Origin of the sequence: Streptomyces sp. 2323.1 (assembly GCF_900221035.1) — a bacterium.
GTDB lineage: Bacteria > Actinomycetota > Actinomycetes > Streptomycetales > Streptomycetaceae > Streptomyces > Streptomyces sioyaensis.
Window position 1 is genome coordinate 4702825 of the sequence record NZ_LT907981.1, and the last position, 26406, is coordinate 4729230.

The following is a 26406-nucleotide window of genomic DNA, read 5'->3' on the forward strand; positions in this document are numbered from 1 at the left end:
GGCGGGCGGCGCGCGCCGCCGCTGATCTCCGCACCGTAGGGGCGGGCCGGAACACTCCGGTCCGCCCCTACGGCTTCCCGGTGGCGGGGCCGGCTTCAGCCCTCCGTACGGGCCCCCGGCGCCGCGAACCGGTGCACCCCCGACGGGGTCACCGCGGCATGGACATGCCGGTCGTGCGGCTCGGCCGGCACCTCGGCCAGCAGCTCCGCGTCATAAAGCAGCACCACCAGCGACGCCCGCGCACCGGCCCGCTCCAGCCGTGCCAGCACCCGGTCGTAGGAGCCGCCGCCGCGCCCCAGCCGCAGCCCCGTACGGTCCACCGCGAGCCCGGGCAGCAGCACCACGTCCGCCTCGGTGACGGCCTCGGGGCCCCGCCGCGGCCCGGCCGGCTCCAGCAGCCCGCGGCCCGCCCGGACGAGCCGCTCGGCGCCCTCGTAGTCCGCCCAGTCCAGATCGTTGTCCGCCAGCAGGACCGGCAGCAGCACCCGCACCCCGGCCGCCCGCAACCGGTCCAGCAGCGCGCGGGTGGAGGGCTCACCACCGATGGAGACATACGCGGCGACGGTGCGCGGGGCGCCGGTGGGGGCCAACTCGGCCAGCTCCAGCGTGTGCCGGGCCAGCGCCTCGCCCGTCGACGCGAGGACATCCGGCGGCAACGCACTCCTCACCTCCAGGAGGTCCCGCCGCAACCTGCGCTTTCTACCGTGATTGACGCTCACTTGTGTGCCCTTGCTCCCGCTCTTGTGCCTTTTCGCCGTACCCTCATCATCATTCCGATAGGGCCGGTTATGGTGTCGCGCATGACCCCATCGCACACGCGGATCAGCAAGGCTGTCATCCCCGCAGCCGGCCTCGGCACCCGGTTTCTCCCCGCCACCAAGGCCACACCCAAGGAGATGCTCCCGGTCGTCGACAAGCCCGCCATCCAGTACGTGGTGGAGGAGGCGGCCGCCGCCGGACTCTCCGACGTCCTGATGGTGACCGGCCGCAACAAGCGCCCCCTCGAAGACCACTTCGACCGCAACTACGAGCTCGAAGAGGCCCTGCACCGCAAGGGCGACGAGTCCCGCCTCGCCAAGGTCCAGGAGTCCAGCGACCTGGCGACCATGCACTACGTACGCCAGGGCGACCCCAGGGGCCTGGGCCACGCGGTGCTGTGCGCCGCGCCACACGTCGGCGACCAGCCCTTCGCCGTCCTCCTCGGTGACGACCTGATCGACCCCCGCGACCCGCTGCTGGCGCGCATGGTCGAGATACAGGCGCAGTACGGCGGCTCGGTCATCGCCCTCATGGAGGTCGACCCGGCCCAGATCCACCTCTACGGCTGCGCGGCCGCCACCCCCACCGGCGACGACGACGTGGTGAGCGTCTCCGACCTGGTCGAGAAGCCCGATCCGGCCGAGGCCCCCAGCAACCTCGCCATCATCGGCCGCTACGTCCTCGACCCGGCCGTCTTCGAGGTGCTGCGCAAGACCGCCCCGGGCCGCGGCGGTGAGATCCAGCTCACCGACGCCCTCCAGGCGCTGGCCGCCGACCCCGCCCTCGGCGGTCCGGTGCACGGCGTGGTCTTCAAGGGCCGCCGCTATGACACCGGTGACCGCGGCGACTATCTGCGTGCCATTGTCCGACTCGCATGCGAACGTGAAGACCTCGGCCCGGACTTCCGGTCCTGGCTTCGCAGTTACGTGACCGAGGAGATGTAAAACGTTGAACGGCACCACCGGCCAGACCCGCCACCAGGACCGCGTCTGGTCGGTGGCCGAGCATCTCGACGACGTCCTGTCGAAGATCGCCCCGCTCGACCCGATCGAGCTGCAACTCCTCGACGCCCAGGGCTGCGTCCTGGTCGAGGACATCACGGTCCCGGTCGCCCTGCCGCCGTTCGACAACAGCTCCATGGACGGCTATGCCGTCCGCGCCGCCGACACCACGGCCGCCACCCAGGACGCCCCGGTCCCCCTCACCGTCATCGGGGACATCGCGGCCGGCCCCGGCGAACTGCCGTCCGTCGGCCCCGGCCAGGCCGCCCGCATCATGACCGGCGCCCCGCTGCCGCCCGGCGCCGATGCCGTCGTCCCCGTCGAGTGGACCGACGGCGGAGCGGGCGAGGGCCCGGCCGCCGCGATGCGCGCCCACAGCGCCGCCCCGCAGGACGCCGGCGGCGAGGTCCGCGTCCACCGCCCGGCCGCCGCCGGCGCCCATATCCGCACCCGCGGCAGCGATGTCACCGAAGGCGAGCCGGCCCTGGCGGCGGGCACCGTCCTCGGCCCCTCCCAGATCGGCCTGCTCGCCGCCCTCGGCCGCGGCACGGTCCGGGTACGGCCCCGCCCCCGCGTCGTGGTGCTGTCGACCGGCAGCGAACTCGTCCAGCCCGGTGAGGCGTTGGGCCCCGGCCAGATCCATGACTCCAACAGCTTCCAGCTCACCGCCGCGGCCCGCGCCGCCGGCGCCCTCGCCTACCGCGTCGGCGCCGTCGCCGACGACCCCGAGACCCTCCGCTCCACTCTTGAGGACCAGCTCATCCGGGCCGACCTCCTCGTCACCAGCGGCGGCGTCAGCGTCGGCGCCTACGACGTGGTCAAGGAGACGCTGACCGCGCTGTCCGCGGAGGAGGGGACGGTCGAGTTCCGCAAACTTGCGATGCAGCCCGGCAAGCCCCAGGGCTTCGGCCTCATCGGCCCCGACCGCATCCCGCTGCTCGCCCTGCCCGGCAATCCGGTCAGCTCCTACGTCTCCTTCGAGCTGTTCGTACGCCCCGCCCTGCGCACCCTCATGGGCCTGCCCGACGTCCACCGCCCCACCCTCCGCGCCCGGATCACCGACGCGATCGCCTCCTCACCCAAGGGGCGCCGCCAGTTCCTGCGCGGCTCCCACGACGCCGACGCCGGCACGGTCACCCCCGTCGGCGGCGCCGGCTCCCACCTGATCAAGGCCATGGCGCACGCCAATGCGCTGATCGTCGTCCCCGAGGAGGCCACCGAGGTCACCGCGGACAGCGAGGTGGACGTCGTCCTGCTCGGCTAGGGCCTGTCCGGTGGATCAGGGCCGGGGCCGCGGCGCCTGGCACGGCGCCTCGCCGCGTTGCCGAACCGCCCGCATAGCTCCGCTATGAGGACGCTCCGGCGCCTTGCGATGCACCGCACCAGACACCGCGGCCTGCCCGGCCCTGATCCACCGGACAGGCCCCGCTTCCGCCGGGGGTACGGTGTCGTCCCACAGGCGGCAGTTTTGACCGGGAGAACGATGAGCAGCGGCCAGCACCACCTCACCCATCTCGACGCGGCGGGCGCGGCGCGGATGGTCGACGTCTCCGCCAAGGACGTCACCGCCCGCACCGCCCGCGCCCGTGGCCGGGTCCTGGTATCGCCGCAGGTCATCGAGTTGCTGCGGGGCGAGGGCATGCCCAAGGGCGATGCCCTGGCCACCGCCCGGATCGCCGGCATCATGGGCGCCAAGCGCACCCCCGACCTGATCCCGCTCTGCCACCCGCTGGCCGTCTCCGGCGTCACGCTCGACCTCTCCGTCGCCGACGACGCCGTCGAGATCACCGCCACCGTCAAGACCACCGACCGCACCGGCGTCGAAATGGAGGCGCTGACCGCGGTCTCCGTCGCCGCCCTCACCGTGGTCGACATGGTCAAGGCCGTCGACAAGGCCGCCGTCATCTCCGACATCCGCGTCGAGGAGAAGACCGGCGGCAAGTCCGGCGACTGGAGCCGGTCATGACCCCGGCCCGCGCCCTGGTCGTCACCGCCTCCAACCGCGCCGCGGCCGGCGTCTACGCCGACAAGGGCGGCCCGCTGCTCGCCGAGGGCCTGACCGCCATGGGCTTCGAGGTCGAGGGCCCGCAGGTGGTCCCCGACGGCGACCCGGTGGAAGCCGCCCTGCGGTCCGCCGTCGCCTCGGCCCGCTACGCCGTCATCCTCACCACCGGCGGTACGGGCCTGTCGCCCACCGACCGCACCCCCGAGGCCACCCGCCGCGTCCTGGACTACGAGGTCCCCGGCATCCCCGAGGCGATCCGCGCCGCCGGCCGGACGAAGGTCCCCACCGCCGCACTCTCGCGCGGGCTCGCGGGCGTCGCCGGTACGACCCTGATCGTCAACCTCCCCGGCTCGTCCGGCGGCGTCCGCGACGGCCTCGCCGTCCTCACCGACCTGCTGCCGCACGCCGTCGACCAGATCCGCGGCGGCGACCACCCCAGACCGTCCGGGAGCCCGAGCTGAACGCGTCCTGGCCCGTGGTCCTCACGGACGGAGAGGTCACCCTCCGCCCGATAAAGATGCGCGACCAACGGGCCTGGCGCGAGGTCAACCGCCGCAACCGCGACTGGCTGCGCCCCTGGGAAGCGACCATCCCGCCGCCCCCGCCCGGCCTCGTCCCGCCGCACCGCCCCACCTACCGCCAGATGGTCCGCCATCTCCGCGCCGAGGCGCACGCCGGCCGGATGCTGCCGTTCGTCGTCGAGTACCGCGGACAGCTCGCCGGACAGCTCACGGTTGCCGGAATCACCTGGGGCTCCATGTGCTCCGGCCATATCGGCTACTGGGTCGACAAGGGAGTCGCCGGCCGCGGCGTCATGCCGACCGCCGTGGCGCTCGCCGTCGACCACTGCTTCCGCGCCGTGGGACTGCACCGCATCGAGGTCTGCATTCGGCCCGAGAACACCCCCAGCCGGCGGGTGGTCGAAAAACTCGGATTTCGCGAAGAGGGCATCCGCCCGCGCTATCTGCACATCGACGGCGCCTGGCGCGACCACGCGGTATACGCGCTCACCGCGGAAGAGGTACCCGAGGGCCTGCTCAACCGCTGGCGGCGGGAGAAACCCGGTGCCCCCGGCATGCCTCACAAATAAAATAAATGTTCGAAAAAATTCCGCGACCGAGCCGATAGGCGACCGCGCCGATCTCTACCATCACAAAAAAGTTCGAGATATCAGCCAGATCGTGCGACACACCGGCTCAATTGGCGGATGGCCCCCTGCAAACCCCTCTACCGTGTGAGTCGTGAGAAGCAGCGGCCTCATCTACGCAGTCATCGTCGGGGCCTGGGCTGCCTATTTGGTGCCGATGTGGCTCCGTAGGCAGGACGAGCTCAACGAGGCCCGTCCCACCGAGCGCTTCAGCACCGCCATCCGGCTGCTGTCCGGACGCGCGGCCATGCAGCGCCGCTACGACAAAGAGCGTGGTGAGTACCCCGCCGACGATGCGGGCGACGACGTGGACCCGGACGCTCCGGCCGACGAGGCCGCCGCCCGGTCCTTCGGCGACCCCGCTGCGGCGGACGCGCCCGAGGTCCCCCGCACCCGCGTGCAGGCCGCCCCGCCGCGCCCCTCCGCCGCCGAGCGGACCAAGCGCGCCAAGGTCCTTGCCCGCCGCCGGCGCACCACCACCATCCTCTTTCTCGCCTTCACCGTCGGCGCCATCGTCGCCGCGGTCGGCGGTACGCCCTTCCTCTGGGCCCCGGCCCTCCCCGCCCTGCTCCTGACCGCCTACATCGTCTATCTGCGCGCCCAGGAGCGCCGCCGCTTCACCTTCACGATGGATCAGCGCAAGGCGGAGGCGGCAGCGCAGCGGCTGCGGGAGGGCCGCCGACGCCCTCACCAGGCGGCCGACCAGCCGCCCACCGACGACCACCCGGCCGACGCCCGCACTGACGCCCCGGACGCCACCCCGGAACCGCCCCGGCCCGCCACCCCCGTCCACACCGCCGGCCGCCGCGCCCTGGTGGAGGAGACCGACCACGCCGAGTGGGTCGACCAGCAGCGCGAACGCGAGCGCCCGCGCCCCGCGGCCGGCAGCTGGGAGCCCGTCCCGGTCCCCCTCCCCACCTACGTCACCGCCCCCGTCGCCCCGCGCGCCACCAGCCACGTCGACCTGGACGCCGAGGACGCCTGGAGCTCCGCCCGCTCCAGCGCCGCCCCCGACCACCCCCAGTCCGACGCCCCCCAAGCGGACCGCCCCACCCACCCGGGCCGCCGCACCCGCGGCCGTACCCCGCTCTTCGACCAGTACGAGGACGAGGACCGCCCGCGCGCGGCGAACGAGTGACGGCGCTCCGCTGACCAGCACCGGAAGCGATTTCCGAGCACCGCGACCAAGATGCTAGAGTTTCACTCGTCGCAAGGGCCTGTGGCGCAGCTGGTAGCGCACCTCGTTCGCAACGAGGGGGTCAGGGGTTCGAATCCCCTCAGGTCCACAGCACGTCAAAGCCCCCACCGGGAATGTCCGGTGGGGGCTTTTTCCTGTGGTGCGGCGGTGGAGTGTGGCGCGGTGTGCTTCGCCTCGTCAGGTTTCTTCAGCCGCCCGGCTGTGGCGGACCAGTACGGTGACGGTGGCCGCGAGGAAGACGGCCTGCATGGCCGTCCGGGGGCCGAGACTGTCCCACCAGGGCACGTCGCCGCCGGCGGCGTACACGTTGGCGGGGAACATCACGACCAGCATCGCACTGAGCGCGGCGGCCGAGCTCCGGGCGGTCCGCGACCACAGCAGCCCGAGCGCGCAGGCGAGTTCGGCGATGCCGGTCAGCGTGACGAGCAGGCCCGGGGCCGGCAGGGCCGGCGGCACCATGGCGACGAGTTCCTCGCGCATCCCGACGAAGTGCGCGCTCGCGGTGAGCGTGAACATGGCCGCCAGGCCGCCCCGCAGTGCGGCGGACGGCCGGCGGAGCCGTACGGCCCCGAGCGCCCCGGCGAGCAGCAGCAGGCCTGTGACGGCGACGAGTGTGACGAGCGGTTCCATTTCGGGACCTTCCTCCCGTGACGGATGTCGTGACGGATCTCTTGGGAGTGCGGGGCGTGCCGGCCGGGTGCTTCCCCGCGCCTGCCGGTTAGGCGGAGTCGGCGGCCACGGCCGCGGCCGACCTCGGACGGTGTCCGGGTCGATGTGGCGGTCAGCACGGTCTGCCTTTCTGTGGTGGTCGCCGCCAGCGTCCTGCCCGGTGCTCCCTTGCGCGCTGTACATTCGCCGGGATGGACGTGACCGGACGTTCGGAGGGGATCTGGTGACGCAATCGGTCACGCTCGACGCGCTGGACCGTCGTCTGATCCATGCCCTCCAGATCGACGGGCGCGCCTCGTTCAGCAGGATCGCCACCGTGCTGGGGGCCCCGGAGCGCACCGTCACGCGCCGCTATCACCGGCTGCGGTCGGCCCTGGTGGTCCGGGTGGTCGGGCTCGTCGACAGCCGGCGGATCGGCATGCTCGACTGGTTCGTCCGTATCGACTGCACGCCGGACGCCGCCGACGCGCTGACCGCCGGCCTCGCGCAGCGGGACGACACCTCGTGGATCGCCCCGCTCGCCGGCGGGACGCGGCTGACCTGCATGGTCCGCACTCCGGACGCGGGGTCGGACGGCGGACGACCGCTCTTCGACCACCTGCTCCGGACCCCGGGGATACGAGACGTCGAGGCGGGCTGTGTGCTGCGCGCGGTCGCCGGGGTCGGTGGCTGGGCGGGCCGGACGAGCGCGCTGGACGCGTCCGAGCAGGCGGCCCTCCTCGGCCCCACGCCGGAGCCACCGGACGGCCCGGAAGTCCTTGCTGCGGCGTCCGGCTGGGGTGAGGCGGAGGCGCGACTGGCGGGCGAACTGGCCCTGGACGGCCGGGCGGACGTGGCACGGCTGGCCGCCGTCACCGGGTGGTCGGCCTCGACCGTGCGCCGTCGCGTCACCGCGCTGCGGGCCGCCGGGGTGCTGCACTTCGAGGTGGACGTGAGCCCGTCCCACTTCGGCTTTCCGATCGAGGCGCTGCTGTGGCTGGAGGTGGCGCCGGCCGCCCTGGCCGAGGTGACGGAGGCGCTGTCACGGCACGCCGCAGTCGCCTTCGCCGCCGTCACGACAGGCCGGGCGTCGGTCTTCGCCATGGTCCAGTGCCGGGACACCAGCGCCCTGTACGGCTACCTGGCCGGGGAGTTGGCCGCGCTGCCGGGGATCGGTCGGGTGGAGACCGCCCTCGTCCAGCGCCGCACCAAGCGGGCGGGGCCGCTCCTCCTGCCGACGATGGCGGCACGTGCGCAACGATTCCGACCACGACCGACAGCCCACCGAGTCGGCCACCTGAGATGACCTCTTAGTGGGGACGGTGTGGGCGGTTGAGGAGGAGGTCGGCGGCGTGGGAGACGACGTCGCTGCGGGGGCGGGTGCCGTGGTCGGAGGCGAGGAAGTGGTTGCCGATCGCGAGGCTGAAGGCGAGCAGGCTGCGGGCCTCGACCTCGTCGGCGTCCGCGCAGAAGCTACTGAAGAGCTCCCGGGCGTAGTCCATGCGCCGGTTGTCGACGCGGCGCAGGCGTGCGGCGACGGCCTCGTCGCGTCGTGCCCAGTCTCGGACGGCGAGGTCGATCGGCAGGAGGCGGTCGTTGGAGAAGGTGAGCCGCCCGGCCCGCTGGATTTTCGCCCGGGCGTCACCGCCCTCGCGCTCGACCCGGTGGCGTACCTCGTCGACGCTCTCGCGTTCCCAGGTGTCGAGCATCGCCTCCAGTAGCGCCTTGCGGTTGGCGAAGTGTCCGTAGAACCCGCCCTTGGTGACGCCGAGCGCGCGGGCGAGGCTCTCGATCCGGACGGCGTCCGGACCTCCGGCGGCCAGTGCCAGCAGGCCCTGCTCGATCCAGCTGCTGCGTGGTGTGCGTGTGACGGCGGGCATGTCCTCAGTATCGGGGGTGGTGTTGACAGCGTTCGTCGGCGGTCTATGGTTGGGGCAACGAAATATACGGCACCGTATATTTGCGGTGCTGGGGGAGGTGCGGGCGGCGACGTCCGTGCCGGTGAGAGGAGGGGCGGGATGACGGTCGGTTTCGTCGGCATCCACTATCCGCAGTCCGCGCATTTCGAGGACTTCGTCGGCCGGGTGCAGCAGGCGGTGGAGGTCCTTCGGGCGGCGCCGGGGTGTCTGTCCGTCGGATGTTGGGTCACGGCCGAGGGGGATGCCGTGGTGTCCACTGCCGAGTTCGAGTCCGATGAGGCTCTCGCGGCGTCGTTCGCCGCTGCCAGTGAGGCCGGCGTGGACTTCGCCTACGACGAGCGGGAACGGGCCCCTCGTCAGGTCCTCACGCTCCGGCCCCGGTAGACCTCGGGCGCTGAAGGTGCGTCGCCAACTGCGCCCAGGTCGCCGGGGGTTGGGCCTGGCGGGTCGTCGCTACCGGCGGAAGGGGCCGGAGGTGAGGCGTACGCCGTGTCTGGCCAGGTAGGCCAGGGGGTTGATGTCCGAGCCGTAGCGGCGGCTGGTGCGGACCTCGAAGTGAAGGTGCGGGCCGGTGACGCGGCCGGTGGCGCCGCTGTAGCCGAGGGGGGTGCGGGCGTGGACCTTCTGGCCGGGGCGGACCGTGATGCGCGAGAGATGACCGAAGAGGACATAGCGGCCGTCGTTCATGCGGATCGTCACGGCCTTTCCGTAGTCGCCCGAGCGCCGGGCCAGGACGACGGTGCCGGAGCCCACGGACCTGATCCGGGTGCCGGCGCGGACGGCGAGGTCGACGCCCGTGTGGTGGCCGGCGCGCCAGTGGCCGCGGACGCCGTAGGGCGAGCTGATGCGGTAGCGGGCGGTCGTGGGGTGCGTCCAGTGCTTGCCGGCGGAGGCGGCGAGGGCGGCCTGGGACGCCGCCAGGGTGAGGACGGAACCCAGGGCCGCCGTGGTTATGGCGTGCAGCAGCATTCTGCGCAGCGGGGTGCGGGTGCGGAACGTCGTCATACTTGCGAGCCCACGCCTTGTGGCGGGTGGACGCATCCCGGGGCCGGGCACCGGACCGCCGAACAGGTGGCGTACGGTCCGCCGGCCGGGTGTTTGTGGCACGGGCCGGGTGAGGCCGGGTGCCGCGCGGCCTCATGCCGTCAGTCGGCCGACCGCCTCGGCCACCTCGCCGGCGCCGTCCTCGGCGGCGAGCCGGTGGGCGGCGGTGCGGGCGTGATCGCGGCGGGCGGGGGCGGCGGTGGCCTGGGTGAGGGCGTGTGCCAGGCGGGCGGCGCCGTGGTCGGCGGACAGGTCCCGGAAGGGGATCGGGGCGGTGGCGACGCCCAGGGCCGCCAGGCGGGCGGCCCAGAAGGGCTGGTCGGCGGTGACCGGGACGGGGACGGTGGGGACCCCCGCGCGCACCCCCGCGGCGGCGGTGCCCGCCCCGCAGTGGTGCACGACCGCGGACATCCGTGGGAAGAGCAGGGCGTGCGGGAGGGCGCCGACGGTGAGGAGGTCCGGGTGCTCGGGCGCGGTCAGGCCCGCCCAGCCGGCCTGGAGGATGCCGCGGAGCCCGGCGCGGCGCAGGGCGTCCGCGACGAGGGCGCCGAGCCGCTCGCCGTCGCCGCCCGCCATGCTGCCGAAGCCGAGGAAGACCGGGGGCGGGCCGGCGGCGAGGAAGTCCTCGACGACGGGCGGGAGGCATGTGTCCGGGGCGTGCCAGGGCCACCAGTTCCCGACGACCTCCAGGCGGGTGGGCCAGTCGGCCGGGCGGGGCAGCAGGACCTCGCTGAAGCCGTGCAGGACCGGCCGGCCGGCGGCTTCGGTGCGGCGGCGGACCGTACGGGCGGTGGCGGGCGGCAGTCCGAGGCGGGTGCGCAGCTCGCGGGTCGCGTCGGCGTGGAGGCGGTCGAGGACGCGGAGCGAGAGCCGGCCGGCGGTGCGGTTGCCCCAGCGGCCCAGGGAGCGGCCGCCGCTGACGACCGGGGCGAAGTCGCCGGTGGGGGCGCCGGGTACGAGGGGCAGGTCCAGGGACGGGATGCCCATCGCCTCGGCGAGGTGGTGGCCGAGCGGCGCGGTGGTGGTGGAGAGCAGGAGGAGGTCGGCGCCCCGGAGGGCGGCGTCCGCGAGGCCACCGCTCAGTTCCCGGAGGAAGGCCGCGGCCTTGCCCATGAGGGCGCGGGTGCCGCCGGGGCCCGCGGTCCGCGCCGGCCCGTCGGTGTCGGGGCGCGGGGTACGGGGGTCGGCCGGGAGCCGGCGGAACTCCAGTCCGGCGGCCCGGACGAGGGGGGCGTAGCTGTCGTGGGTGGCGAGGGCGACCTCGTGGCCGGCTGCGCGCAGCCGGGCGCCCACACCGGTGTACGGGGCGACGTCGCCGTACGAGCCGGCGGCCGTGAGGAGGATTTTCGGCATGGGTGGGTCAGCCTTCGGGTCAAGGGGGGTGGGGAGAGGGTGTGTTGGGGGATGCCGTGGGCGCCGGCTGCGGATCCGCAGGGCTGGGAGTCAGGCCGGTGACGACCGGCGTACGGCGTTGGCGTGTACGGCGGTGCGCAGGTACGGGGCGAGGCCGGGGCGTTGGGCGGTGGGCGGGACGACCAGGGCGAAGGCGCGGGGGTCGGCGGCGAAGTCGTCGGCGATCCGGCCGTGCATATCGGTGGGGCAGGGGGTGAACCAGCGGCTGATGTGCTGCCGGTGTTCCTCCGCGAGGTCCATGGCGCGTTCGCCGTCCGCCGGTTCCCCGGCGTCGAAGGCGGCGGTCAGCCGCAGTCGCCAGTCGGCGGCCTCGGCCATGATCGTCGCCCAGTCCTCCTTGGAGTGCGTGGCGGCCCGCGCCATCGAGCGCTGATGGCCCTCGTGGTGCTGCCACTTCAGATGGGCCTCGGTGGCGTAGGTGAGGTCGAAGGTCACCTCGCCGAAGACCTCGAACCGCTCCTCGGGCGTCAGCTCCACCCCGGTCTGCTGGACCTCCATGGCGTGCTCGGCGACCTCGACCAGCCGCTGGAGCGTGCTGATCTGCTCGGTGAGCAGGCGGTGCCGGGCGCGGAGCTGGTCCAGGGCGTTGGCCTGGGGGTCTTCGAGGATGGTGGCGATCTCGTCGAGGGGGAAGCCGAGTTCCCGGTAGAAGAGGATCTGCTGCAGCCGGGCCAGGTCGGCGTCGCTGTAGAGGCGGTAGCCGGCCGGGCTGCGGTCGCTGGGGGAGAGCAGGCCGGCCTTGTCGTAGTGGTGCAGGGCCCGCACCGTGATCCCCGCGAATCCGGAGACCTGCCCGACCGAGTAGCCCATCGCAGCGCCTTTCGTCCCGTCATGTCCGGCCGGCCCCGGGCGGTGTGGCGGTGGTGCCGCCGGCCGCCGGGCCGTGCCGTCCTTCAGGGTGGAGCCTGACGTCGGGTGAGGGTCAAGCAGGCAGGGGCACCCCCGGCCGGTTCACGGTCCGGCGACGCCGCCCGGTCAGCCGTCGGGATAGCGCTCCTGGAGCACCGAGTTCACCAGCGCCCGGACGTCCTCCCGCTCCAGTCCCTCCGTATGGGCCCGGTCCATCCAGGCGCTCAGCTCCTCGCGCAGCCGGTCGTCCGCCGCGGAGGTGGGGCGGGCGAGCGTACGGCTGACGAAGGTGCCGAGGCCGGGGCGCGGTTCGACCAGGCCCTCGCGCTCCAGCTCGCGGTAGGCCTTCAGGGTCGTATTGGGGTTGACCTTGGTCGTCGCGGCGACCTGGGCGGCGGTCGGCAGGCGGTCGCCCTCCACCAGGATGCCCAACCGCAGGGCCTGCTGGACCTGTTGGACGATCTGGAGGTAGGTGGCGACGCCGCTGCGGCGGTCGATCCGGAACTCGACGACGCTCACCACCTCTCTGCTTCTTCCGCGGGTGCCGCGCTGCCCGACCGCTTGATGATCGGTCTGCCCGTGCCGGGTGTCAAAGCGCCGCCCGGTGCAGGTCGGGTGCGCGCGGCCCCGGTGGGCCGCCGCCCGCTCCGGCCGCCGCGCGCCTGCCCGTTCAGAGCGGCCGCCGGTGCGCCCGCCACACCACGAAGGCGAGCACGAGGACGGTCAGCGCCAGCAGGATCCCCGCACCCAGCCACTGCATCCCGGCCATCTGCCCGTAGTCGACGTACTGGGTCACGCGGTTGACGATGCCCAGCTTGGCCCGGCAGGCGCCGGTGTCACCGGTGGTGCAGGTGCCGAAGCCGTAGAGCCGGCCGTCCGCGGTGGACACCCAGTCGTCCATCCGTACGGCGCCGGGCGGCAGATCGGGGCCGTTGCCGTCGTAGGGGTAGCTGACGCTGCGGAGGGTGCCCAGCCGGCCGCGCAGCTTCTCGGACCAGAGCACGGAGGTGACCAGGGCGAGGACGAGGGTGCCGGCCATGGCCGGCACCGCCCGCTTGACCAGCATGCCGAGGGCGATGCCGCAGACGGTCAGGAACAGCGTCCGGGCGACCGGGACGGGGCCGGTGCTCTCGAAGATCCCGCTGGTCAGCCAGTCGCCGTCCATGACGAGGAGGTGCGCCGGTGTCCACAGCCAGGTGAAGACGGCCGACAGCAGGGCGGTGCACAGCACCGCGACGGCCAGCGGCAGGCCGAGGGTGGCGGCGACCCAGCGGCCCCGGCTCACCGACTGGGTGCTGATCAGCTTGACGGTGCCGTGCTCCTGCTCCCCGGCGATCAGCGGGGCGCCGAGGAAGACACCGACCAGAACGGGCAGGAAGGTCATCAGCTGGGTGCCGCTGCGGAACAGCCGGCCGTAGGCGTTCTCGAAGTCGGTGCCCAGGGTCCCGTGGCCGGCGGGGTCGGTGGGGCCGGCTCCGTGGGCGTGCAGAAAGTCCGTCAGCCCGGCGCGCTGGTAGGCGAAGACCGCGCAGCCCACGGCGGTGGTCAGCAGGAGGAGGCGCAGGGCGGTGCGGTGCCGGCGCCAGACCAGCCAGGGCAGACCGTGCAGCAGGGTGCGGCGGGCGGCGGGGCCGGCGGTGACGCTGCCGGCGTCCGTCGCGTCCGCCGCCCCGGCGCCGGCGGTGCTCGTGCGCGTCATGCCGCGGCCTCCCCGGGGCCGTCGAGGCGGGCCTCGTCCGCGATCAGGCCGGGTGCGTCGGGCGAGCGCAGATAGCCGAGCAGGACCTCCTCCATGCTCGGCGACAGCGTCTCCCAGCCGTCGGAGACCGGTCCGCCGGGCCGGATCAGGGCGCTGAACTGCCGCCCGGTGATCCGGGCCTCGATCACGGTGTGCCGGCGCCGCAGCTCCTCGGGCACCCCGTCGTCGCCCTCGGCCACGCCCGTCACCAGCAGATGCGCCGGTACCAGCTCCTCGGTCTGGCCGGCCATCCGCAGCCGGCCCTCGGCGAGGACGAGTAGGTAGTCACACATGACCTCCATCTCGGAGAGCATGTGGGACGACATCAGCACCGTCGTGCCGTGCTCGGCGGCCTCGGCCATCAGCAGCCCCGACAGCTCGTGCCGGGCGAGCGGGTCCAGGTCGGACATCGGCTCGTCGAGCAGCAGCAGCTCGGGCCGCTTGCCGAAGGCGAGGGCGAAGGCCACGCGGGTGCGCTGGCCGCCCGAGAGGGTGCCGATCCGGGCGGTGAGCGGCACGTTCCCGGACCGGACGATCCGCTCGGCCAGCGCCTGGTCCCAGCGCGGGTTCAGCTCCCGGCCGAGCCGCAGGGTCTCGGCCACGGTGAAGCGGGGGTAGAGGGGCTTGTCCTGGGCGAGGAAGGCGATGCGTTCCAGGACGGCCGGGTCGGAGACCGGGACGCCGAACAGCTTCAGGGTGCCGGTGGTCGGCTGCACCAGCCGGGTCGCGGTGCCCAGGAAGGTGCTCTTGCCCGCGCCGTTGGGCCCGACGAGGGCGCAGATGTGGTCGGCGGGGAGCCGGAAGGAGCAGTCCCGCAGGGCCCAGCCGCCGCGGTACTTCTTCCCCAGTCCTTCGGCCTCGATGGCCCACGGGCTCGGGTCGCTCACCCGGATCCCCCCTTTAGCTAGTTCATTAGTGGAATGAGTATGGGGAGCGGCCCGGATGCCTGTCAACAAGAGATACCGTCCAACAAAAGGCGGGACGGCGCCGGTGCGGGCTCGAAGCCCGGGACCGGCGCCGGCCGCCCAGCTGCCTCTCAGTCGCGCTCCACCAGCGATTTCGCCATGCACCGGCTGTCCTCGTACGTCCGGTACAGCCCGAACTTCTTCTCGGCCAGCACATAGCCGCTGGAGGCGTACAGCTCCAGCGCCTCGGGCTGCTTGGTGCCGGTCTCCAGCACCATCCGGGAGCGCCCCGCGGCCCGCGCGTCCGCTTCCAGGGCGGCCAGGATCCGCCGGGCCAGCCCCCGCCCGCGCGCCTCCGGGAGCACGAACATCCGCTTGATCTCGGCGTCGCCGATCTCGTACCCCTCGGCCGTGTCCTCCTGTAGCCGCCATCCGCCGGTGGCCAGCGGGCGGGTGCCGTCGTACGCGATCAGGTACGCGCCGTGCGGCGGGGCGAACATCTCCGGGGCGAGCGGGGTGATGTCGCCGTCGTCGCCGTAGCGCCGGGCGTACTCCTGCTGCACCAGGGCGTCGAGGGCGACCGCGTCGGGGTGGTCATAGCGGGACGGGCGTATCTCCATTCCAGAAATCGTACGGGTGAGCGGGTCCGTGGCGCGATGAGGCGCCGGGGATGGGTATCGTGCCCGGATGCTCACCGTGACCTCTGTGAATGTGAACGGGCTGCGCGCCGCGGCCAGGAAGGGCTTCGTCCCGTGGCTGGCGGAGACCGCGGCCGATGTGCTGTGCCTGCAGGAAGTACGGGCCGAGACCGCCCAGCTTCCCGGACGAGGTGCGCGAGCCCGCGGGCTGGCACACCGTGCACGCCCCGGCGGCAGCCAAGGGCCGGGCCGGTGTCTCGCTCTTCACCCGGCGCGAGCCGGAGCGGGTCCAGGTGGGCTTCGGGTCGGCGGAGTTCGACGGCAGCGGGCGCTACGTCGAGGCGGATCTGCCCGGCGTGACGGTCGCCAGCCTCTATCTGCCCTCCGGCGAGGTCGGCACCGAGCGGCAGGACGAGAAGGAACGCTTCCTGGCGGAGTTCCTGCCCTACCTCGTCGACCTGCGCAAACGCGCCGCCGCGGACGGCCGCGAGGTGGTGGTGTGCGGTGACTGGAACATCGCCCACCAGGAGGCCGACCTCAAGAACTGGAAGGCCAACCAGAAGAAGTCCGGCTTCCTCCCGGAGGAGCGCGCCTGGCTGACCGAGGTCCTCGACGAGCACCACGGCGGCTATGTGGACGTCGTCCGCACCCTGCACCCGGACACCGCGGGCCCCTACTCGTGGTGGTCCTACCGGGGCCGGGCCTTCGACAACGACGCGGGCTGGCGGATCGACTACCACATGGCCACGCCGAGCCTGGCCGGGCGCGCGGTGAAGGCTTACGTCGAGCGCGCGGCGGCCCACGACCAGCGCTGGAGCGATCATGCGCCGGTGACGGTGGTGTACGAGCGTTAGGCCCCTGGGGCCTGTACGGAGTCGTGATCACGGGGCCGGGCGAAGGCAGCAGTGGCGGGAACGAACCGGCGGGCCGCTTCGTTGCTCCTGGGCCCATCCACGTAGCTGCCCTTGGGAGCATCGTGCTCGAAACCACGCACGCCACCTCCACCGTCCTGCCCGCACTCCCGGCCCTGAGCGCGCAGGCCGAGCGACTGATCGAGCTGGGGGTGCACGAGTTAGCAGGGCTGCCTGCCGCCGAGCTTCGTACCTTCGCCGCAGCCGTCGCCCCTGCGGGCGGCGACGGTGCCCTGCTCGCTGTTCACCCGGACCAGGCCCCTGCCTCCGCCCTGGCGCCGCTGCTCCGCCGCGACGGCAAACCGGGCTTCGTCGTCACTGACATGCCCGATGTCGACCTCTTCGCCCCGCTCGACACGGTCGCGCTGCCCGACGCTCCGCTCTACCTCCTCACCGGCCTCAACCGCGGCGACCGGATGGCCAACTGGAGCCCGAACGAGGCGCTGCCCGCCCTCACCGCGGAGGCCCGCACCCCGTTGCTGCTCACCGAGGGCATCCATTGGGTGATGCAGCAGCCCGCCGTCCTGGAGCGCAACCACTGCTTCATGACCATCGGCTCTCGGCTGCGCAAAGCCAACGGCGCCCTGGATGCCCGCACGCCTGCACTCTGGATCAGCAACGGCACCGGGCGCGATGGCCGCGAGCGCCGCAACGCCCCCAAGGTCGGCTGGTGCTGGGCGGGCAACCGTCACACCTGGCTGGGCTTCGCCTCCGCAATGGGCCGCCGGGTCCAGGACTTGTAAGGAGCCGTGATCAGGCGGGGCGCAGGCTGCGCAACCAGATGACCGCGCCGCGCAGTTGAAGCCCTGCCTGTAGGCAACATCTGCGGAAACCAATAAGAACTGCCGAAGAATCTCGGACTCAGAACAACTAGGGCCTGTCCGAGACATTCCCCGGCCCCGAGAGGGGCGCCCTCCCGGGGGAGTGGCAGAGGGCGCCCCGGCTCGGGGGGCGGCCCGCCGGGGGTGGGGGCGGGCCGCCACCGGCCTTGGGGGAGTGGCCGGTTGAGCCGTGGAGGGGTCAGATGCGGGAGAACTTCACGTAGCCGCCGTTGTCCGGGCGGTCGTACGTGCCGCGGAAGGCCCAGTTGATGAAGCCGCCGTCACCGGTGTTCGTGAACTCGCCGTCCTCGAACACCCAGATGCCGTAGACCACGCCGTCGTAGGTGGCGGAACCGTAGGCCTGCACGCCGTTGAGGTGGTCCTGGTAGCCCTGGCTGAGGTTGAAGACCATGACGTTGTACTTGGCGCCGGCGGCGTAGAACGCCGACTCCTCCAGGTTCTTGACGAAGCCCTCGCGGTTCCGGGCGGTCTTGATCGACGCCTCGATCTTGTTGGCGATGCCGAGCACATCGACGTTGAAGTTCAGGTTGGCGTTGGCGCCGACGTCGACCGGGGACTCGCCGGCCGCCGCGGCGGCAGTGGCCGGTGCGGCCATCGCGGTCGACGGGAAGACGGCGCCGGCCGTGGTGAGCGCGGCGCACAGGGCCGCAGTTGCCGCGCTCTTCTTCAGGATGTCCGAACGGGACGTGGCTCTCCTCCTTGATGAGTGGGGGGCGTGTCCGGCCCTCCGTACGCACGGAGAGCCGGCCGGGGCAGTGAGATGAACCCGCTGTTCCGGTACGGACACCAGGCTCGGCGGCGCCGCTCATGATCGGCTCACATCGCGCTCATGCGGCCCGTTTTCCGCATCGGAGGGCATCCGGCCGTATCCGGCAGGCACCCGGACGCGCCGGTCATGTCCACATAGTGGGAGGGCCCGGCGCCGGCCGTGCCCCGCCCGAGCCGTGGCCGCCCGCGCCGCGGGACCGGCGGTCAGGCCTCCTGGCCGTCCGGTCCCGGGTGCTCCTCGCCGGCCGTCCGCTCGCCCTGCTCCCGCTGCGCCGTCCCGGCCTGCTGCTCCCGCAGCCAGGCCGCCACCTCCGCCCGCACCCGGCGGTCCATGGCCATGGCGAGTTCGGCCTCCACCACCCCCTTGGCGAGCGGGCGCAGCTTCTCGACGGTCCCGGCCAGCAGGTCGACGTCCTGCGGGGAGGGGCAGGCGCCGGTGTCGGTGTTCTCCAGGAGGCCGGCGAGGAGGTGGGTGCGGATGAGGGTGGTGAAGATGCCGGCGAGGGCGTCGGCGTGTGCGCGTACCTGGCGGCCGGCTTCGAGGACGGCGGCCAGTGGGACGCCCCGGCCGACGAGTTCGGTGGAGGCGTCCAGCAGCCGGCGGCTGATGTGCACGAACTCATCGCCGTCGACGGCGAGATAGCCGATGTCCAGGGACGTGCTGAGGTTCTCGGCGGTGATGTCCTCGCTGAAGTGGTCGGCGAGTTGCTCGGGGGTCAGGCGGACCGGCGTCTCCTCGGACCAGGGCGGGACGAGGGGGTGCTCCAGGCCGAGGAGTTCGCCCACGTCGCGGCCGGCCTCGAAGGCCGAGAAGAGCTCCGCGATGCCGCCGAGGGTGTGGCCGCGCTCCAGGAGGGCACCGATGGTGCGCAGCCGGGCGAGATGGTGCTCGTTGTACCAGGCGATCCGGCCCTCGCGGCGGGGCGCCGGCAACAGCTTGCGCTCGCGGTAGAAGCGCAGCGTACGGACCGTGATGCCGGCCTCCCTGGCCAGGTCGGCCATGCGGAATTCGCGCGCCGGGGGGTCCGCGGGCCCGGGGTGCTCGTCCTGGGTGTGCTCGTTCGCTGCCACGGGGTTCAGCCTATGCCGGGGGGAGGGCGCCGGTCCGGGGTCCCGGACCGCGGGTGCGACCGGCGGTAACTTCCTGCCGTCCGACCCCTACCGCTCGGTACGCGGCTGCCCTACGCTCCCATTGTGCCAGTGATTGCTGGCACGGTTTTCGGGGCCGGCTGCGACGCCGGATGGCACGGCACCGAAGATGGCAGGGAAATACGTCGGACTCGGGAGGCGGCGGGATGGCCGAGCACGAGCGCAGGCATGTGCGGGTTGCGGTGATCGGATCGGGCTTCGGTGGTCTGGGGGCGGCCGTCCGGCTGCGGCGCCAGGGCATCACCGACTTCGTGGTCCTGGAGCGGGCAGGCTCCGTGGGGGGTACCTGGCGGGACAACAGCTATCCGGGGTGTGCGTGCGACGTGCCCTCGCACCTGTACTCGTTCTCCTTCGCGCCGAACCCCGAGTGGCCGCGGAACTTCTCCGGGCAGCCGCACATCCGCGCGTACCTGGAGCGGGTCACCGACACCTTCGGGCTGCGTCCGCACCTCCGGTTCCACTCGGAGGTGCAGAGCCTGCGGTGGGACGGCGCGGAGCTGCACTGGGAGATCGAGACGGCGAGCGGGCCGCTGACCGCGGATGTCGTGGTGTCGGCGACCGGGCCGCTCTCGGACCCCAAGCTCCCCGGCATTCCGGGACTGGACACCTTCCCCGGCCAGGTCTGGCACTCCGCGCGCTGGGACCACGACTACGCGCTGCGCGGCAAGCGGCTCGCGGTGGTCGGCACCGGCGCCTCGGCCATCCAGATCGTGCCGGCCGTCCAGCCCGACGTGGAGCGCCTCACGCTCTTCCAGCGCACCCCGCCCTGGGTGCTGCCGCGCGCCGACCGCAAGATCAGTGCGGCCGAGAAATGGCTGCACGCCAAGCTCCCGGCGACCCGGGCCGCGCGCCGCCAGCTGCTGTGGAGCATCCGGGAGTTGCAGGTCAGCGCGTTCACCAAGCGCCCCGATGAGCTGGGCCTGCTGGAGTTGCTGGCCCGGAACCACATGAAGAAGGCCGTCAAGGACCCGGCGCTGCGGGAGGCGCTGACCCCCGACTACCGCATCGGCTGCAAGCGGATCCTGCTCTCCAACACGTACTACCCGGCCCTGGCGCAGCCGAATGTGGACCTGGTCGCCGCCGGGCTCAAGGAGGTGCGCGGCAGCACCCTCGTGGGGGCCGACGGGAGCGAGACGGAGGCCGATGCGATCGTCTTCGGCACCGGGTTCCATGTGACGGACATGCCGATCGCGCAGCGCGTCACCGGCGCCCACGGCACGACGCTGGCCGAGGAGTGGAAGGACGGCATGGAATCGCTGCGCGGCACCAGCGCGGCCGGCTTCCCCAACTTCCTCACCATCATCGGACCCAACACCGGCCTCGGGAACAGCTCGATGATCCTGATGATCGAGGCGCAGCTGAACTACCTGGCCGACTACCTGCGCCAACTGGACGTCCTCGGCGGGAAGATCGCGCTGAGCGCCCGACCGTCCGCCGTACAGGAGTGGAACCGTACGATCCAGCGCCGGATGGAGCGCACGGTGTGGAACACCGGCGGCTGCGACAGCTGGTATCTGGACGCGAACGGCCGCAACACCACCGTCTGGCCGGGCACGACCGGGGAGTTCCGGAAGGCCACCCGGCAGGTCGACCTCGCGGAGTACGAGGTGCTGCGGCCGGCCCGCACCCCCGCGGACCGGACGCCCGGCACGGCCGCGGAGGTGGCCGCATGAGCCGCCGGCCCGCGCACCTCACCAGCGGCCCGTACGCCCCGCCGGTGCCACGCAGCACGCTGACCGTCACCTCGGCCGACGGCGCCCGGCTGTACGCCGAGGTCCACGGCCCCCAGGACGCCCCGGCCGTCGTCCTGGCACACGGCTGGACCTGCTCGACCGCCTTCTGGGCCCCGGTCGTCCGCGAGCTGGCCGCCGACCACAAGGTCGTCGTCTACGACCAGCGCGGCCACGGCCGCAGCCCCGCCGCCCCGCCGGCCGGCCACAGCACCGGCGCGCTCGCCGACGATCTGGTCGCCGTCCTGGAGGCGGCCCTGCGGCCGGGCGAACGGGCCGTGCTGGGCGGCCACTCGATGGGCGGGATGACGATCATGGCCGCGGCCGGACGGCCGCAGCTGCACGAGCGGGCCGCGGCCGCGCTGCTGTGCAGCACCGGCAGCGCCGATCTCGCCGCCGAAGCACGGGTGTTCGCGCTGCGCAGCCCGCAGGGGCGCCGCCGTGCGCACCGTCTGCTGCTGCGCTCGCGCGCCCCGCTCGGCCCGGTGACGCCGCTCACCCGGCGCGCCCTGAAGTACGCCACCATGGGCCCCGGCGCCACCGCCGAGCAGGTGGCGGCCTGCGCGCGCATCGTGCACGGCTGCCCGGCCGGCGTACGGGCCCGCTGGGGCGCGGTGCTGGCCGGGCTCGAACTCACCGGCGGCGCCGGCCGGCTGGAGCTGCCCACCGAGGTCCTCGCGGGCAGTGCCGACCGGCTCACCCCGCCGGTGCACGCCCGCCGGCTGGCGTCCGTCCTCCCCGACTTCCGCGGTCTGACCGAACTCCCGGGGCTGGGACACATGACGCCGATCGAGGACCCGGGCGCGGTCGCGGGACGGCTGCGCGCCCTCGTCCGGGACCAGCTGCCCACGACCGGCACCGAGGCCACCGACACCGCGCCCGGGGGCGGGCGGCAGACGAAGGAGAGCACGGCATGAGCGCACGCAGGAGCCTGGAAGGCCAGGTCGTCGTCGTCACCGGGGCGGCACGCGGGGTCGGTGCGCTGCTGGCCCGCAAGCTGTCGGCGCGCGGTGCGACGCTGGCGCTGATCGGGCTGGAGCCGGACGAGCTGCGCGGCGTCGCGGCCGCCCTGCACGGCCCGGCGCATCACTGGCACGCCGATGTCACCGACCACGAGGCGATGGACCGGGTGGCCGGCGAGGTCAAGGACCGCTTCGGGAAGGTCGATGTGGTCGTCGCCAATGCGGGAGTGGCGACCGGCGGCCCGTTCGCGGACTCCGACCCGGTCGCCTGGAAGCGGGTCATCGAGGTCAACCTCATCGGCGGCGCGGTCACCGGCCGCGCCTTCCTGCCCGTCCTCACCGAGTCCCGCGGCTACTTCCTGCAGATCGCCTCGCTGGCCGCGATCACCCCGGCGCCGATGATGACCGCGTACTGCGCGTCCAAGTCGGGCGTGGAGGCGTTCGCGCACAGCCTGCGCGCCGAGGTCGGACACCGCGGCGTACGGGTCGGCGTCGGCTATCTGAGCTGGACCGACACCGACATGGTGCGCGGTGCGGACGAGAACGACGTGATGCGCGAGCTGCGTTCCCGGCTGCCCTGGCCGTCGAACAAGACCTACCCGCTGGGCCCGGCCGTCGACCGGATCGTCGCGGGCATCGAGCGCCGTTCCGCCCATGTCTACGGGCAGTGGTGGCTGCGCGGGATGCAGTCGGTCCGCGGGTATCTGCCCTCGCTCATCGGGACGGTGGGCGGCCGGGAGGTGCGGCGGTTCGGCGGGCGGCTGGACGGGATGCGGGTCGGGCTGGTGGGCGCCGGCGGGGAGGCGGACGAGAAGGCACGGGCCGGCCGGTGAGCGGGCGTACGCACGGCCTGTGAGCGGCCGAGCGTCACGGAGCGTGTTCGATCGTGATCGAAATGCGAGCAATGTCCGGGCGTGTCACGCTGAATCGGGGTTATCACCCCCCCTACACCCCACTAGGAGTGAACAGCATGGGCATCAAGGACCAGTTCCAGGACAAGGCCAACGAGCGCAGGGACCAGTCGCACAACGCCATGGGCGACCGCGAGCAGGGTCACGAGCGCGGCCAGCGCAAGGACCAGGAGCGCGGCGGTCAGCGTCAGGACCAGGAGCGCGGCGGTCAGCGTCAGGGCCAGCCCCGTGAGCGCGGCCAGCAGGGCCGTCAGTCCGCCCAGGACGCGATGGACGCGGCCGAGGGCCGCCACCAGAGCTGAGTCGGCACGTCCTGAACACCACGCGGGGCGACGTACGCGCCATGCGTGAGGGGCGCACCCGGTCGACCGGGTGCGCCCCACCGGTGTGCCGGTCCTCGCCGGTGCCTCCCGTAAGCCGGTGTGTCCCAGCGCCGGTTCAGCCCCCGGCCGCCTCCGCCGCGTCCGCCACGTCTCCCTCGTCCGCGCTGCGCGGGGGCAGCGCGGGCCGCCGCAGGTCCGGGACGTCCGACAGGTCCGGAGGCGTCGCCGCCGGATGCCGCTCCAGCAACTCCAGTGCCGTGCGCACCGCGACGCCCAGGGTCGGATGCCGGCCCTCGGCCCAGTGCAGCGGTGACCGCAGTGCCTCGATGTCGACCTCGACGCCGTGGTTCTCCACGCCCCAGCCGTAGAGCCGGAACCACGCGGCGTTCATCGGGACGGTGATGGTGGTGCCGTCACCGAGCAGGTGCCGACCGGTCATCCCGACCACCCCGCCCCAGGTGCGCATGCCCACCACCGGGCCGATGCCCTGGAGCTTGAAGGCCGCGGTGATCATGTCGCCGTCGGACGAGGTCATCTCGTCGGCGACCGCCACGACCGGGCCGCGCGGGGCGTTGCTGGTGTACGAGACGGGCTCGGCGTCGCGGGTCAGGTCCCAGCCCATGATGGTGCGGGTCAGCTTCTCGATGACCAGCTCGGAGATGTTGCCGCCCGCGTTGCCCCGGACGTCCACGATCAGCGCGGGCAGCGAGACCTCCTTGCGCAGATCGCGGTTGAACTGCGCCCAGCCGGAGCCGCCCATGTCGGGGATGTGCAGATAGCCGCACCGTCCGCCGCTCAACTCCCGTACCACCGCCCGGCGCTTGGCCACCCAGTCCTGGTAGCGCAGCGGCCGTTCGTCGACCAGCGGGACCACCGCGACCCGGCGGGCCGGGCCCTCGCCCTCGGGCGCGGAGAAGGTGAGCTCCACCGTGGTGCCGCCCGCCGCGGCCAGCAGCGGGGCCGGCCCGGCCAGCGGGTCCACCCGGCGGCCGTCGACATGGGTCAGCGCCGCGCCCTCGCGGATGCCCGTACCGGCCAGCGGGGAGCGGGCCTTGGAGTCCGAGGACTCGCCGGGCAGGATCCGCTGCACCACCCAACTGCCGTCCCGGCACACGAAGTTGGCGCCGAGCAGGCCCATGGCGCGCTGGTAGTGCGGCGGCCCCTCGTTGCGCCGGGCGCCGGTGACGTACGCATGCGAGGTGCCCAGCTCGCCCAGCACCTCCCGCAGCAGATCGGCGAACTCGTCGGGGCTGGCGACCCGTTCGAGCAGCGGCCGGTACTGCGCGAGCACCCCGTCCCAGTCGATGCCGCACATTCCCGGGTCCCAGAAGTACGCCCGGACGATCCGGCCCGCCTCCTCGTAGGCCTGGTGCCACTCGGCCGCCGGATCGACGTCGTGCAGGATGCGCCGCAGATCCAGGAAGACCGTGGAATCGCTGTCCGGCGGCTCGGTCGCGGGCACCGCGCGCAGCTCGCCCTCGTCGTTGACGACCAGCCGGGAGCCGTCGCCGCTGAGCGCGAACCCGTCCAGGGAACTGGTGAGTTCGGTCCGCCGGGCCTTGGTCAGATCGAAGTGTTCGAGGGTGGGCCGGCCCGAGGTCTCGGCGGGGTTGGCGAAGGTCTCGCCCAGCGCGCCGGAGATCGGCCAGCGCAGCCAGACCAGTCCGCCGCCGCTGACCGGCTCCAGGGACGAGTACTTGGACGCCGCCACCGGGAACGGGGTGACGCGGTTCTCCAGCCCCTCCACCTCCACCAGTACGGGCCCCTCACCTGGCGCGGGCGGATTCTCGTCCGGGTCCAGACCGCCCGCCGCGGGCCGCCCCTCCGGGGACAGCGCGAAGGGGGAGGGGGTCGCCGAGGACAGCGGGACGAGATAGGGGCGGCAGCCCAGCGGGAACGACAGATCGCCGGTGTGCACGTCGTAGACCGGGTCGAAGCCGCGCCAGGACAGGAACGCCAGATAGCGGCCGTCGCGGGTGAACACCGGCTGCTCGTCCTCGAAGCGGCCGTTGGTGACGTCCACGATGTGCCCGTCGGACAGCCGGGCCATCCGGATCTGCCGCAGCGTACGGCCGATGCCGGGGTGCGACCAGGTCAGCCAGCGCGAGTCGGGGGAGAACGCCAGGTCGCGGACCGGGCCGTTGGCGGAGCGGACCAGTTCGGTGACCGTGCCCTCGGCCGGCTCCTCGCCGGTGCCGCCCTCCTCCTCCGGGCGGGCCACCGCCACCAGCAGCAGCCGGCCGTCGTTGGTGGCCACCGCGAGGCGGTCGCCGTCGGGCGAGGCGGTCATCTCGTGGACCCGGCCCAGCTCCCCGGCGGCCAGCCGCCGGGGCTCGCCCGGTTCGCTGGCCCGCGGCAGATCGGTGATCTCGATCGCGTCCTCGCCCTCGGCGTCGGTGAGGTAGGCGATCCGGCCGGTGGAGCCCAGCATTGCGGGCAGCCGGACCCGTACGCCCGGGATGTCGTGGATGGTGCGGGCCGGGCCGTCGCGGTGGGTGAGCCAGTACAGGCTGCCGCGGATGCCGACCGCGCTGGCCCGCCCGGTGGTGTCCACCGCGAGCGAGGTCACGTGCGAGGCGGCCGGGACCTGGTACGTCCGCCGGCCGGCCCGCGGACCGCCCAGGCGCACGGCCAGCTTGCGCGGCACGGCCTCCGGGCTCAGATCGTCGATCAGCCAGAGGTCGCCGGCGCACTGGTAGACGATGCGCGAGCCGTCGGTCGAGGCGTGCCGGGCGTAGAAGTCGGCGTGGTCGGTGTGCCGGCGCAGATCGGTGCTGTCGGGCCGGCAGGAGTAGACGTTGGCGATGCCCTCGTGGTCGGAGAGGAACGCGATCCGGCCGTCGACGAACATCACCGAGTCGAGATGCCCGTGCAGATCCGGCATCAGCCGGGTGCCGTGCAGCCACATCCGCCCCGTCGCGCCGCCCCGGTAGCGCTTCCAGGAGGCGGGTTCGTGCGGCGGTTTGCCGGTGAGCAGCAGGGTGCGGCGCTCGCCGTCGACATCGGTGACCGCGATGTCGGAGACCGGCCCCCAGGGCAGCTTGCCGCCCGTACCGCCGTCGGTGGGCACGCTGTAGGCCCACGAGTAGTACGAGAACGGCTGGCCGTGCGAGGAGACCGCGAGGACATGGGCGTTGCCCTCGTGGTCGGGCGGCGTCCAGCCGCAGACCCGGGCATCGGTGCTGCCCCAGTACGTCAGCCGGCGGGCCGGGCCGCCCTCGACCGGCGCGAGGTGGACCTCCGGGTCGAGGCTGCGCCAGGACGTGAAGGCGATGTGCTGCCCGTCGGGGGAGAAGCGGGGGTGGCCGACGCGGGTGCGGTCCACGGTCAGCCGCCAGGCGCGGTCGGCCTCCCGGCCCTCCGGGGCGAGCGGGGCGACCCACAGATCGTCCTCGGCGGCGAAGCAGAGCAGTTCGCCGTGCAGATGCGGATAGCGCAGATACGAGCCGGCGGGCGGGCCCGGGGTGGCGGGCATGCGGCGCAGCCGTCCGCGAGGCTTGGCGGGGTTCGGCTCCGGGCGCGGCCCGACGGCCTCGGGTGCATCGC

Annotated in this window: 26 protein-coding genes, 1 tRNA gene and 1 pseudogene; 15 read left to right on the forward strand and 13 right to left on the reverse strand. The window is 73.3% G+C overall.

The window, feature by feature from the left end; all coding sequences use genetic code 11:
- Positions 1-95 precede the first annotated feature (95 nt).
- Positions 96-689 (reverse strand): 5-formyltetrahydrofolate cyclo-ligase, encoded by a 594-nt coding sequence (locus tag CPH93_RS20260; protein WP_093483675.1) that lies wholly within the window; start codon positions 687-689, stop codon positions 96-98.
- A gap of 111 nt (positions 690-800) precedes the next feature.
- On the opposite strand from CPH93_RS20260, the gene galU reads away from it, so the two are divergent.
- The 7 genes from galU (at position 801) to CPH93_RS20300 (ending at position 6198) form a co-directional block, all read left to right on the forward strand.
- Positions 801-1703, forward strand: coding sequence for a UTP--glucose-1-phosphate uridylyltransferase GalU (galU, locus tag CPH93_RS20265; protein WP_006605075.1), 903 nt, complete (start codon positions 801-803; stop codon positions 1701-1703).
- A 4-nt stretch (positions 1704-1707) separates the two neighbouring features.
- The gene (gene glp, locus CPH93_RS20270; protein WP_096213634.1) at positions 1708-3024 is read left to right on the forward strand and encodes a molybdotransferase-like divisome protein Glp; all 1317 of its coding nucleotides are present in this window, start codon (positions 1708-1710) and stop codon (positions 3022-3024) included.
- 219 nt (positions 3025-3243) lie between these two features.
- Positions 3244-3726 carry a cyclic pyranopterin monophosphate synthase MoaC gene (gene moaC, locus CPH93_RS20280; protein WP_093483673.1) on the forward strand — a complete coding sequence of 161 codons (483 nt, stop codon included), beginning with the start codon at positions 3244-3246 and terminating at the stop codon, positions 3724-3726.
- On the forward strand, positions 3723-4226 hold the full coding sequence (locus CPH93_RS20285; protein ID WP_096213635.1) for a MogA/MoaB family molybdenum cofactor biosynthesis protein: 504 nt from the start codon (positions 3723-3725) through the stop codon (positions 4224-4226). Before moaC ends, CPH93_RS20285 begins: the two co-directional genes overlap by 4 nt.
- Positions 4227-4240: 14 nt before the next feature.
- Positions 4241-4855, forward strand: coding sequence for a GNAT family N-acetyltransferase (locus CPH93_RS20290; RefSeq protein ID WP_093483671.1), 615 nt, complete (start codon positions 4241-4243; stop codon positions 4853-4855).
- A 151-nt stretch (positions 4856-5006) separates the two neighbouring features.
- Complete coding sequence (gene sepX, locus CPH93_RS20295; RefSeq protein WP_093483670.1) at positions 5007-6050, forward strand: divisome protein SepX/GlpR; 1044 nt, start codon at positions 5007-5009, stop codon at positions 6048-6050.
- A 75-nt stretch (positions 6051-6125) separates the two neighbouring features.
- Positions 6126-6198 (forward strand) — tRNA-Ala (locus CPH93_RS20300).
- Between the two features lie 89 nt (positions 6199-6287).
- On the opposite strand, the gene CPH93_RS20305 is transcribed toward CPH93_RS20300, so the two are convergent.
- The gene (locus tag CPH93_RS20305) at positions 6288-6740 is read right to left on the reverse strand and encodes a DoxX family protein (RefSeq protein ID WP_096213636.1); all 453 of its coding nucleotides are present in this window, start codon (positions 6738-6740) and stop codon (positions 6288-6290) included.
- Positions 6741-7002: 262 nt separating this feature from the next.
- On the opposite strand from CPH93_RS20305, the gene CPH93_RS20310 reads away from it, so the two are divergent.
- The gene (locus CPH93_RS20310; RefSeq protein WP_096213637.1) at positions 7003-8064 is read left to right on the forward strand and encodes an Lrp/AsnC family transcriptional regulator; all 1062 of its coding nucleotides are present in this window, start codon (positions 7003-7005) and stop codon (positions 8062-8064) included.
- A gap of 4 nt (positions 8065-8068) precedes the next feature.
- Here the strand turns inward: CPH93_RS20310 and CPH93_RS20315 are convergent, their stop codons facing one another.
- A complete protein-coding gene (locus CPH93_RS20315; protein ID WP_096213638.1) occupies positions 8069-8638 on the reverse strand; it encodes a TetR/AcrR family transcriptional regulator in 570 nt (189 codons plus the stop codon).
- Positions 8639-8776: 138 nt separating this feature from the next.
- Between CPH93_RS20315 and CPH93_RS20320 the strand changes: the two genes are divergently transcribed.
- A complete protein-coding gene (locus CPH93_RS20320; RefSeq protein ID WP_096213639.1) occupies positions 8777-9061 on the forward strand; it encodes an antibiotic biosynthesis monooxygenase in 285 nt (94 codons plus the stop codon).
- 69 nt (positions 9062-9130) lie between these two features.
- Here CPH93_RS20320 and CPH93_RS20325 read toward each other — a convergent pair whose 3' ends face one another.
- The 7 genes from CPH93_RS20325 to CPH93_RS20355 all read right to left on the reverse strand — a co-directional run bounded on the left by CPH93_RS20325 (position 9131) and on the right by CPH93_RS20355 (position 15246).
- The gene (locus CPH93_RS20325) at positions 9131-9682 is read right to left on the reverse strand and encodes a M23 family metallopeptidase (RefSeq protein ID WP_093483665.1); all 552 of its coding nucleotides are present in this window, start codon (positions 9680-9682) and stop codon (positions 9131-9133) included.
- 132 nt (positions 9683-9814) lie between these two features.
- On the reverse strand, positions 9815-11074 hold the full coding sequence (locus tag CPH93_RS20330) for a glycosyltransferase (protein ID WP_096213640.1): 1260 nt from the start codon (positions 11072-11074) through the stop codon (positions 9815-9817).
- A gap of 90 nt (positions 11075-11164) precedes the next feature.
- A complete protein-coding gene (locus tag CPH93_RS20335) occupies positions 11165-11944 on the reverse strand; it encodes a MerR family transcriptional regulator (protein WP_096213641.1) in 780 nt (259 codons plus the stop codon).
- A 165-nt stretch (positions 11945-12109) separates the two neighbouring features.
- On the reverse strand, positions 12110-12505 hold the full coding sequence (locus CPH93_RS20340; protein ID WP_093483662.1) for a GntR family transcriptional regulator: 396 nt from the start codon (positions 12503-12505) through the stop codon (positions 12110-12112).
- 148 nt (positions 12506-12653) lie between these two features.
- On the reverse strand, positions 12654-13682 hold the full coding sequence (locus CPH93_RS20345) for an ABC transporter permease subunit (protein WP_093483661.1): 1029 nt from the start codon (positions 13680-13682) through the stop codon (positions 12654-12656).
- Entirely contained in the window at positions 13679-14608 is a 930-nt protein-coding gene (locus CPH93_RS20350) for an ABC transporter ATP-binding protein (protein WP_096213642.1), read from the reverse strand. Before CPH93_RS20350 ends, CPH93_RS20345 begins: the two co-directional genes overlap by 4 nt.
- Before the next feature lie 149 nt (positions 14609-14757).
- Positions 14758-15246 (reverse strand): GNAT family N-acetyltransferase, encoded by a 489-nt coding sequence (locus tag CPH93_RS20355; protein ID WP_096213643.1) that lies wholly within the window; start codon positions 15244-15246, stop codon positions 14758-14760.
- A gap of 67 nt (positions 15247-15313) precedes the next feature.
- On the opposite strand from CPH93_RS20355, the pseudogene CPH93_RS20360 reads away from it, so the two are divergent.
- Together CPH93_RS20360 and CPH93_RS20365 are read left to right on the forward strand one after the other, a co-directional pair.
- Positions 15314-16049, forward strand: a pseudogene (locus tag CPH93_RS20360) (exodeoxyribonuclease III); the annotation flags it as partial.
- A gap of 191 nt (positions 16050-16240) precedes the next feature.
- Positions 16241-16918 carry a DUF5701 family protein gene (locus CPH93_RS20365; protein ID WP_096213644.1) on the forward strand — a complete coding sequence of 226 codons (678 nt, stop codon included), beginning with the start codon at positions 16241-16243 and terminating at the stop codon, positions 16916-16918.
- Positions 16919-17195: 277 nt separating this feature from the next.
- Here CPH93_RS20365 and CPH93_RS20370 read toward each other — a convergent pair whose 3' ends face one another.
- Both CPH93_RS20370 and CPH93_RS20375 read right to left on the reverse strand, forming a co-directional pair.
- The gene (locus CPH93_RS20370; protein WP_269460114.1) at positions 17196-17612 is read right to left on the reverse strand and encodes a stress protein; all 417 of its coding nucleotides are present in this window, start codon (positions 17610-17612) and stop codon (positions 17196-17198) included.
- 377 nt (positions 17613-17989) lie between these two features.
- Positions 17990-18856 (reverse strand): MerR family transcriptional regulator, encoded by an 867-nt coding sequence (locus CPH93_RS20375; RefSeq protein WP_443031397.1) that lies wholly within the window; start codon positions 18854-18856, stop codon positions 17990-17992.
- A 224-nt stretch (positions 18857-19080) separates the two neighbouring features.
- On the opposite strand from CPH93_RS20375, the gene CPH93_RS20380 reads away from it, so the two are divergent.
- From CPH93_RS20380 to CPH93_RS20395, 4 genes are all read left to right on the forward strand, one after another.
- Positions 19081-20607, forward strand: a complete 1527-nt coding sequence (locus CPH93_RS20380; RefSeq protein ID WP_096213645.1) for a flavin-containing monooxygenase — start codon at positions 19081-19083, stop codon at positions 20605-20607.
- On the forward strand, positions 20604-21581 hold the full coding sequence (locus tag CPH93_RS20385) for an alpha/beta fold hydrolase (protein ID WP_096213646.1): 978 nt from the start codon (positions 20604-20606) through the stop codon (positions 21579-21581). The genes CPH93_RS20380 and CPH93_RS20385 overlap by 4 nt, the downstream gene beginning before the upstream one ends.
- Positions 21578-22459, forward strand: coding sequence for an SDR family oxidoreductase (locus tag CPH93_RS20390; RefSeq protein ID WP_096213647.1), 882 nt, complete (start codon positions 21578-21580; stop codon positions 22457-22459). Before CPH93_RS20385 ends, CPH93_RS20390 begins: the two co-directional genes overlap by 4 nt.
- Positions 22460-22596: 137 nt before the next feature.
- Positions 22597-22839: a hypothetical protein gene (locus CPH93_RS20395; RefSeq protein ID WP_093483649.1), complete on the forward strand. Its 243-nt coding sequence runs from the start codon at positions 22597-22599 to the stop codon at positions 22837-22839.
- Positions 22840-22975: 136 nt separating this feature from the next.
- Here the strand turns inward: CPH93_RS20395 and CPH93_RS20400 are convergent, their stop codons facing one another.
- Positions 22976-26335 (reverse strand): S41 family peptidase, encoded by a 3360-nt coding sequence (locus CPH93_RS20400; RefSeq protein WP_096215518.1) that lies wholly within the window; start codon positions 26333-26335, stop codon positions 22976-22978.
- Positions 26336-26406 lie beyond the last annotated feature (71 nt).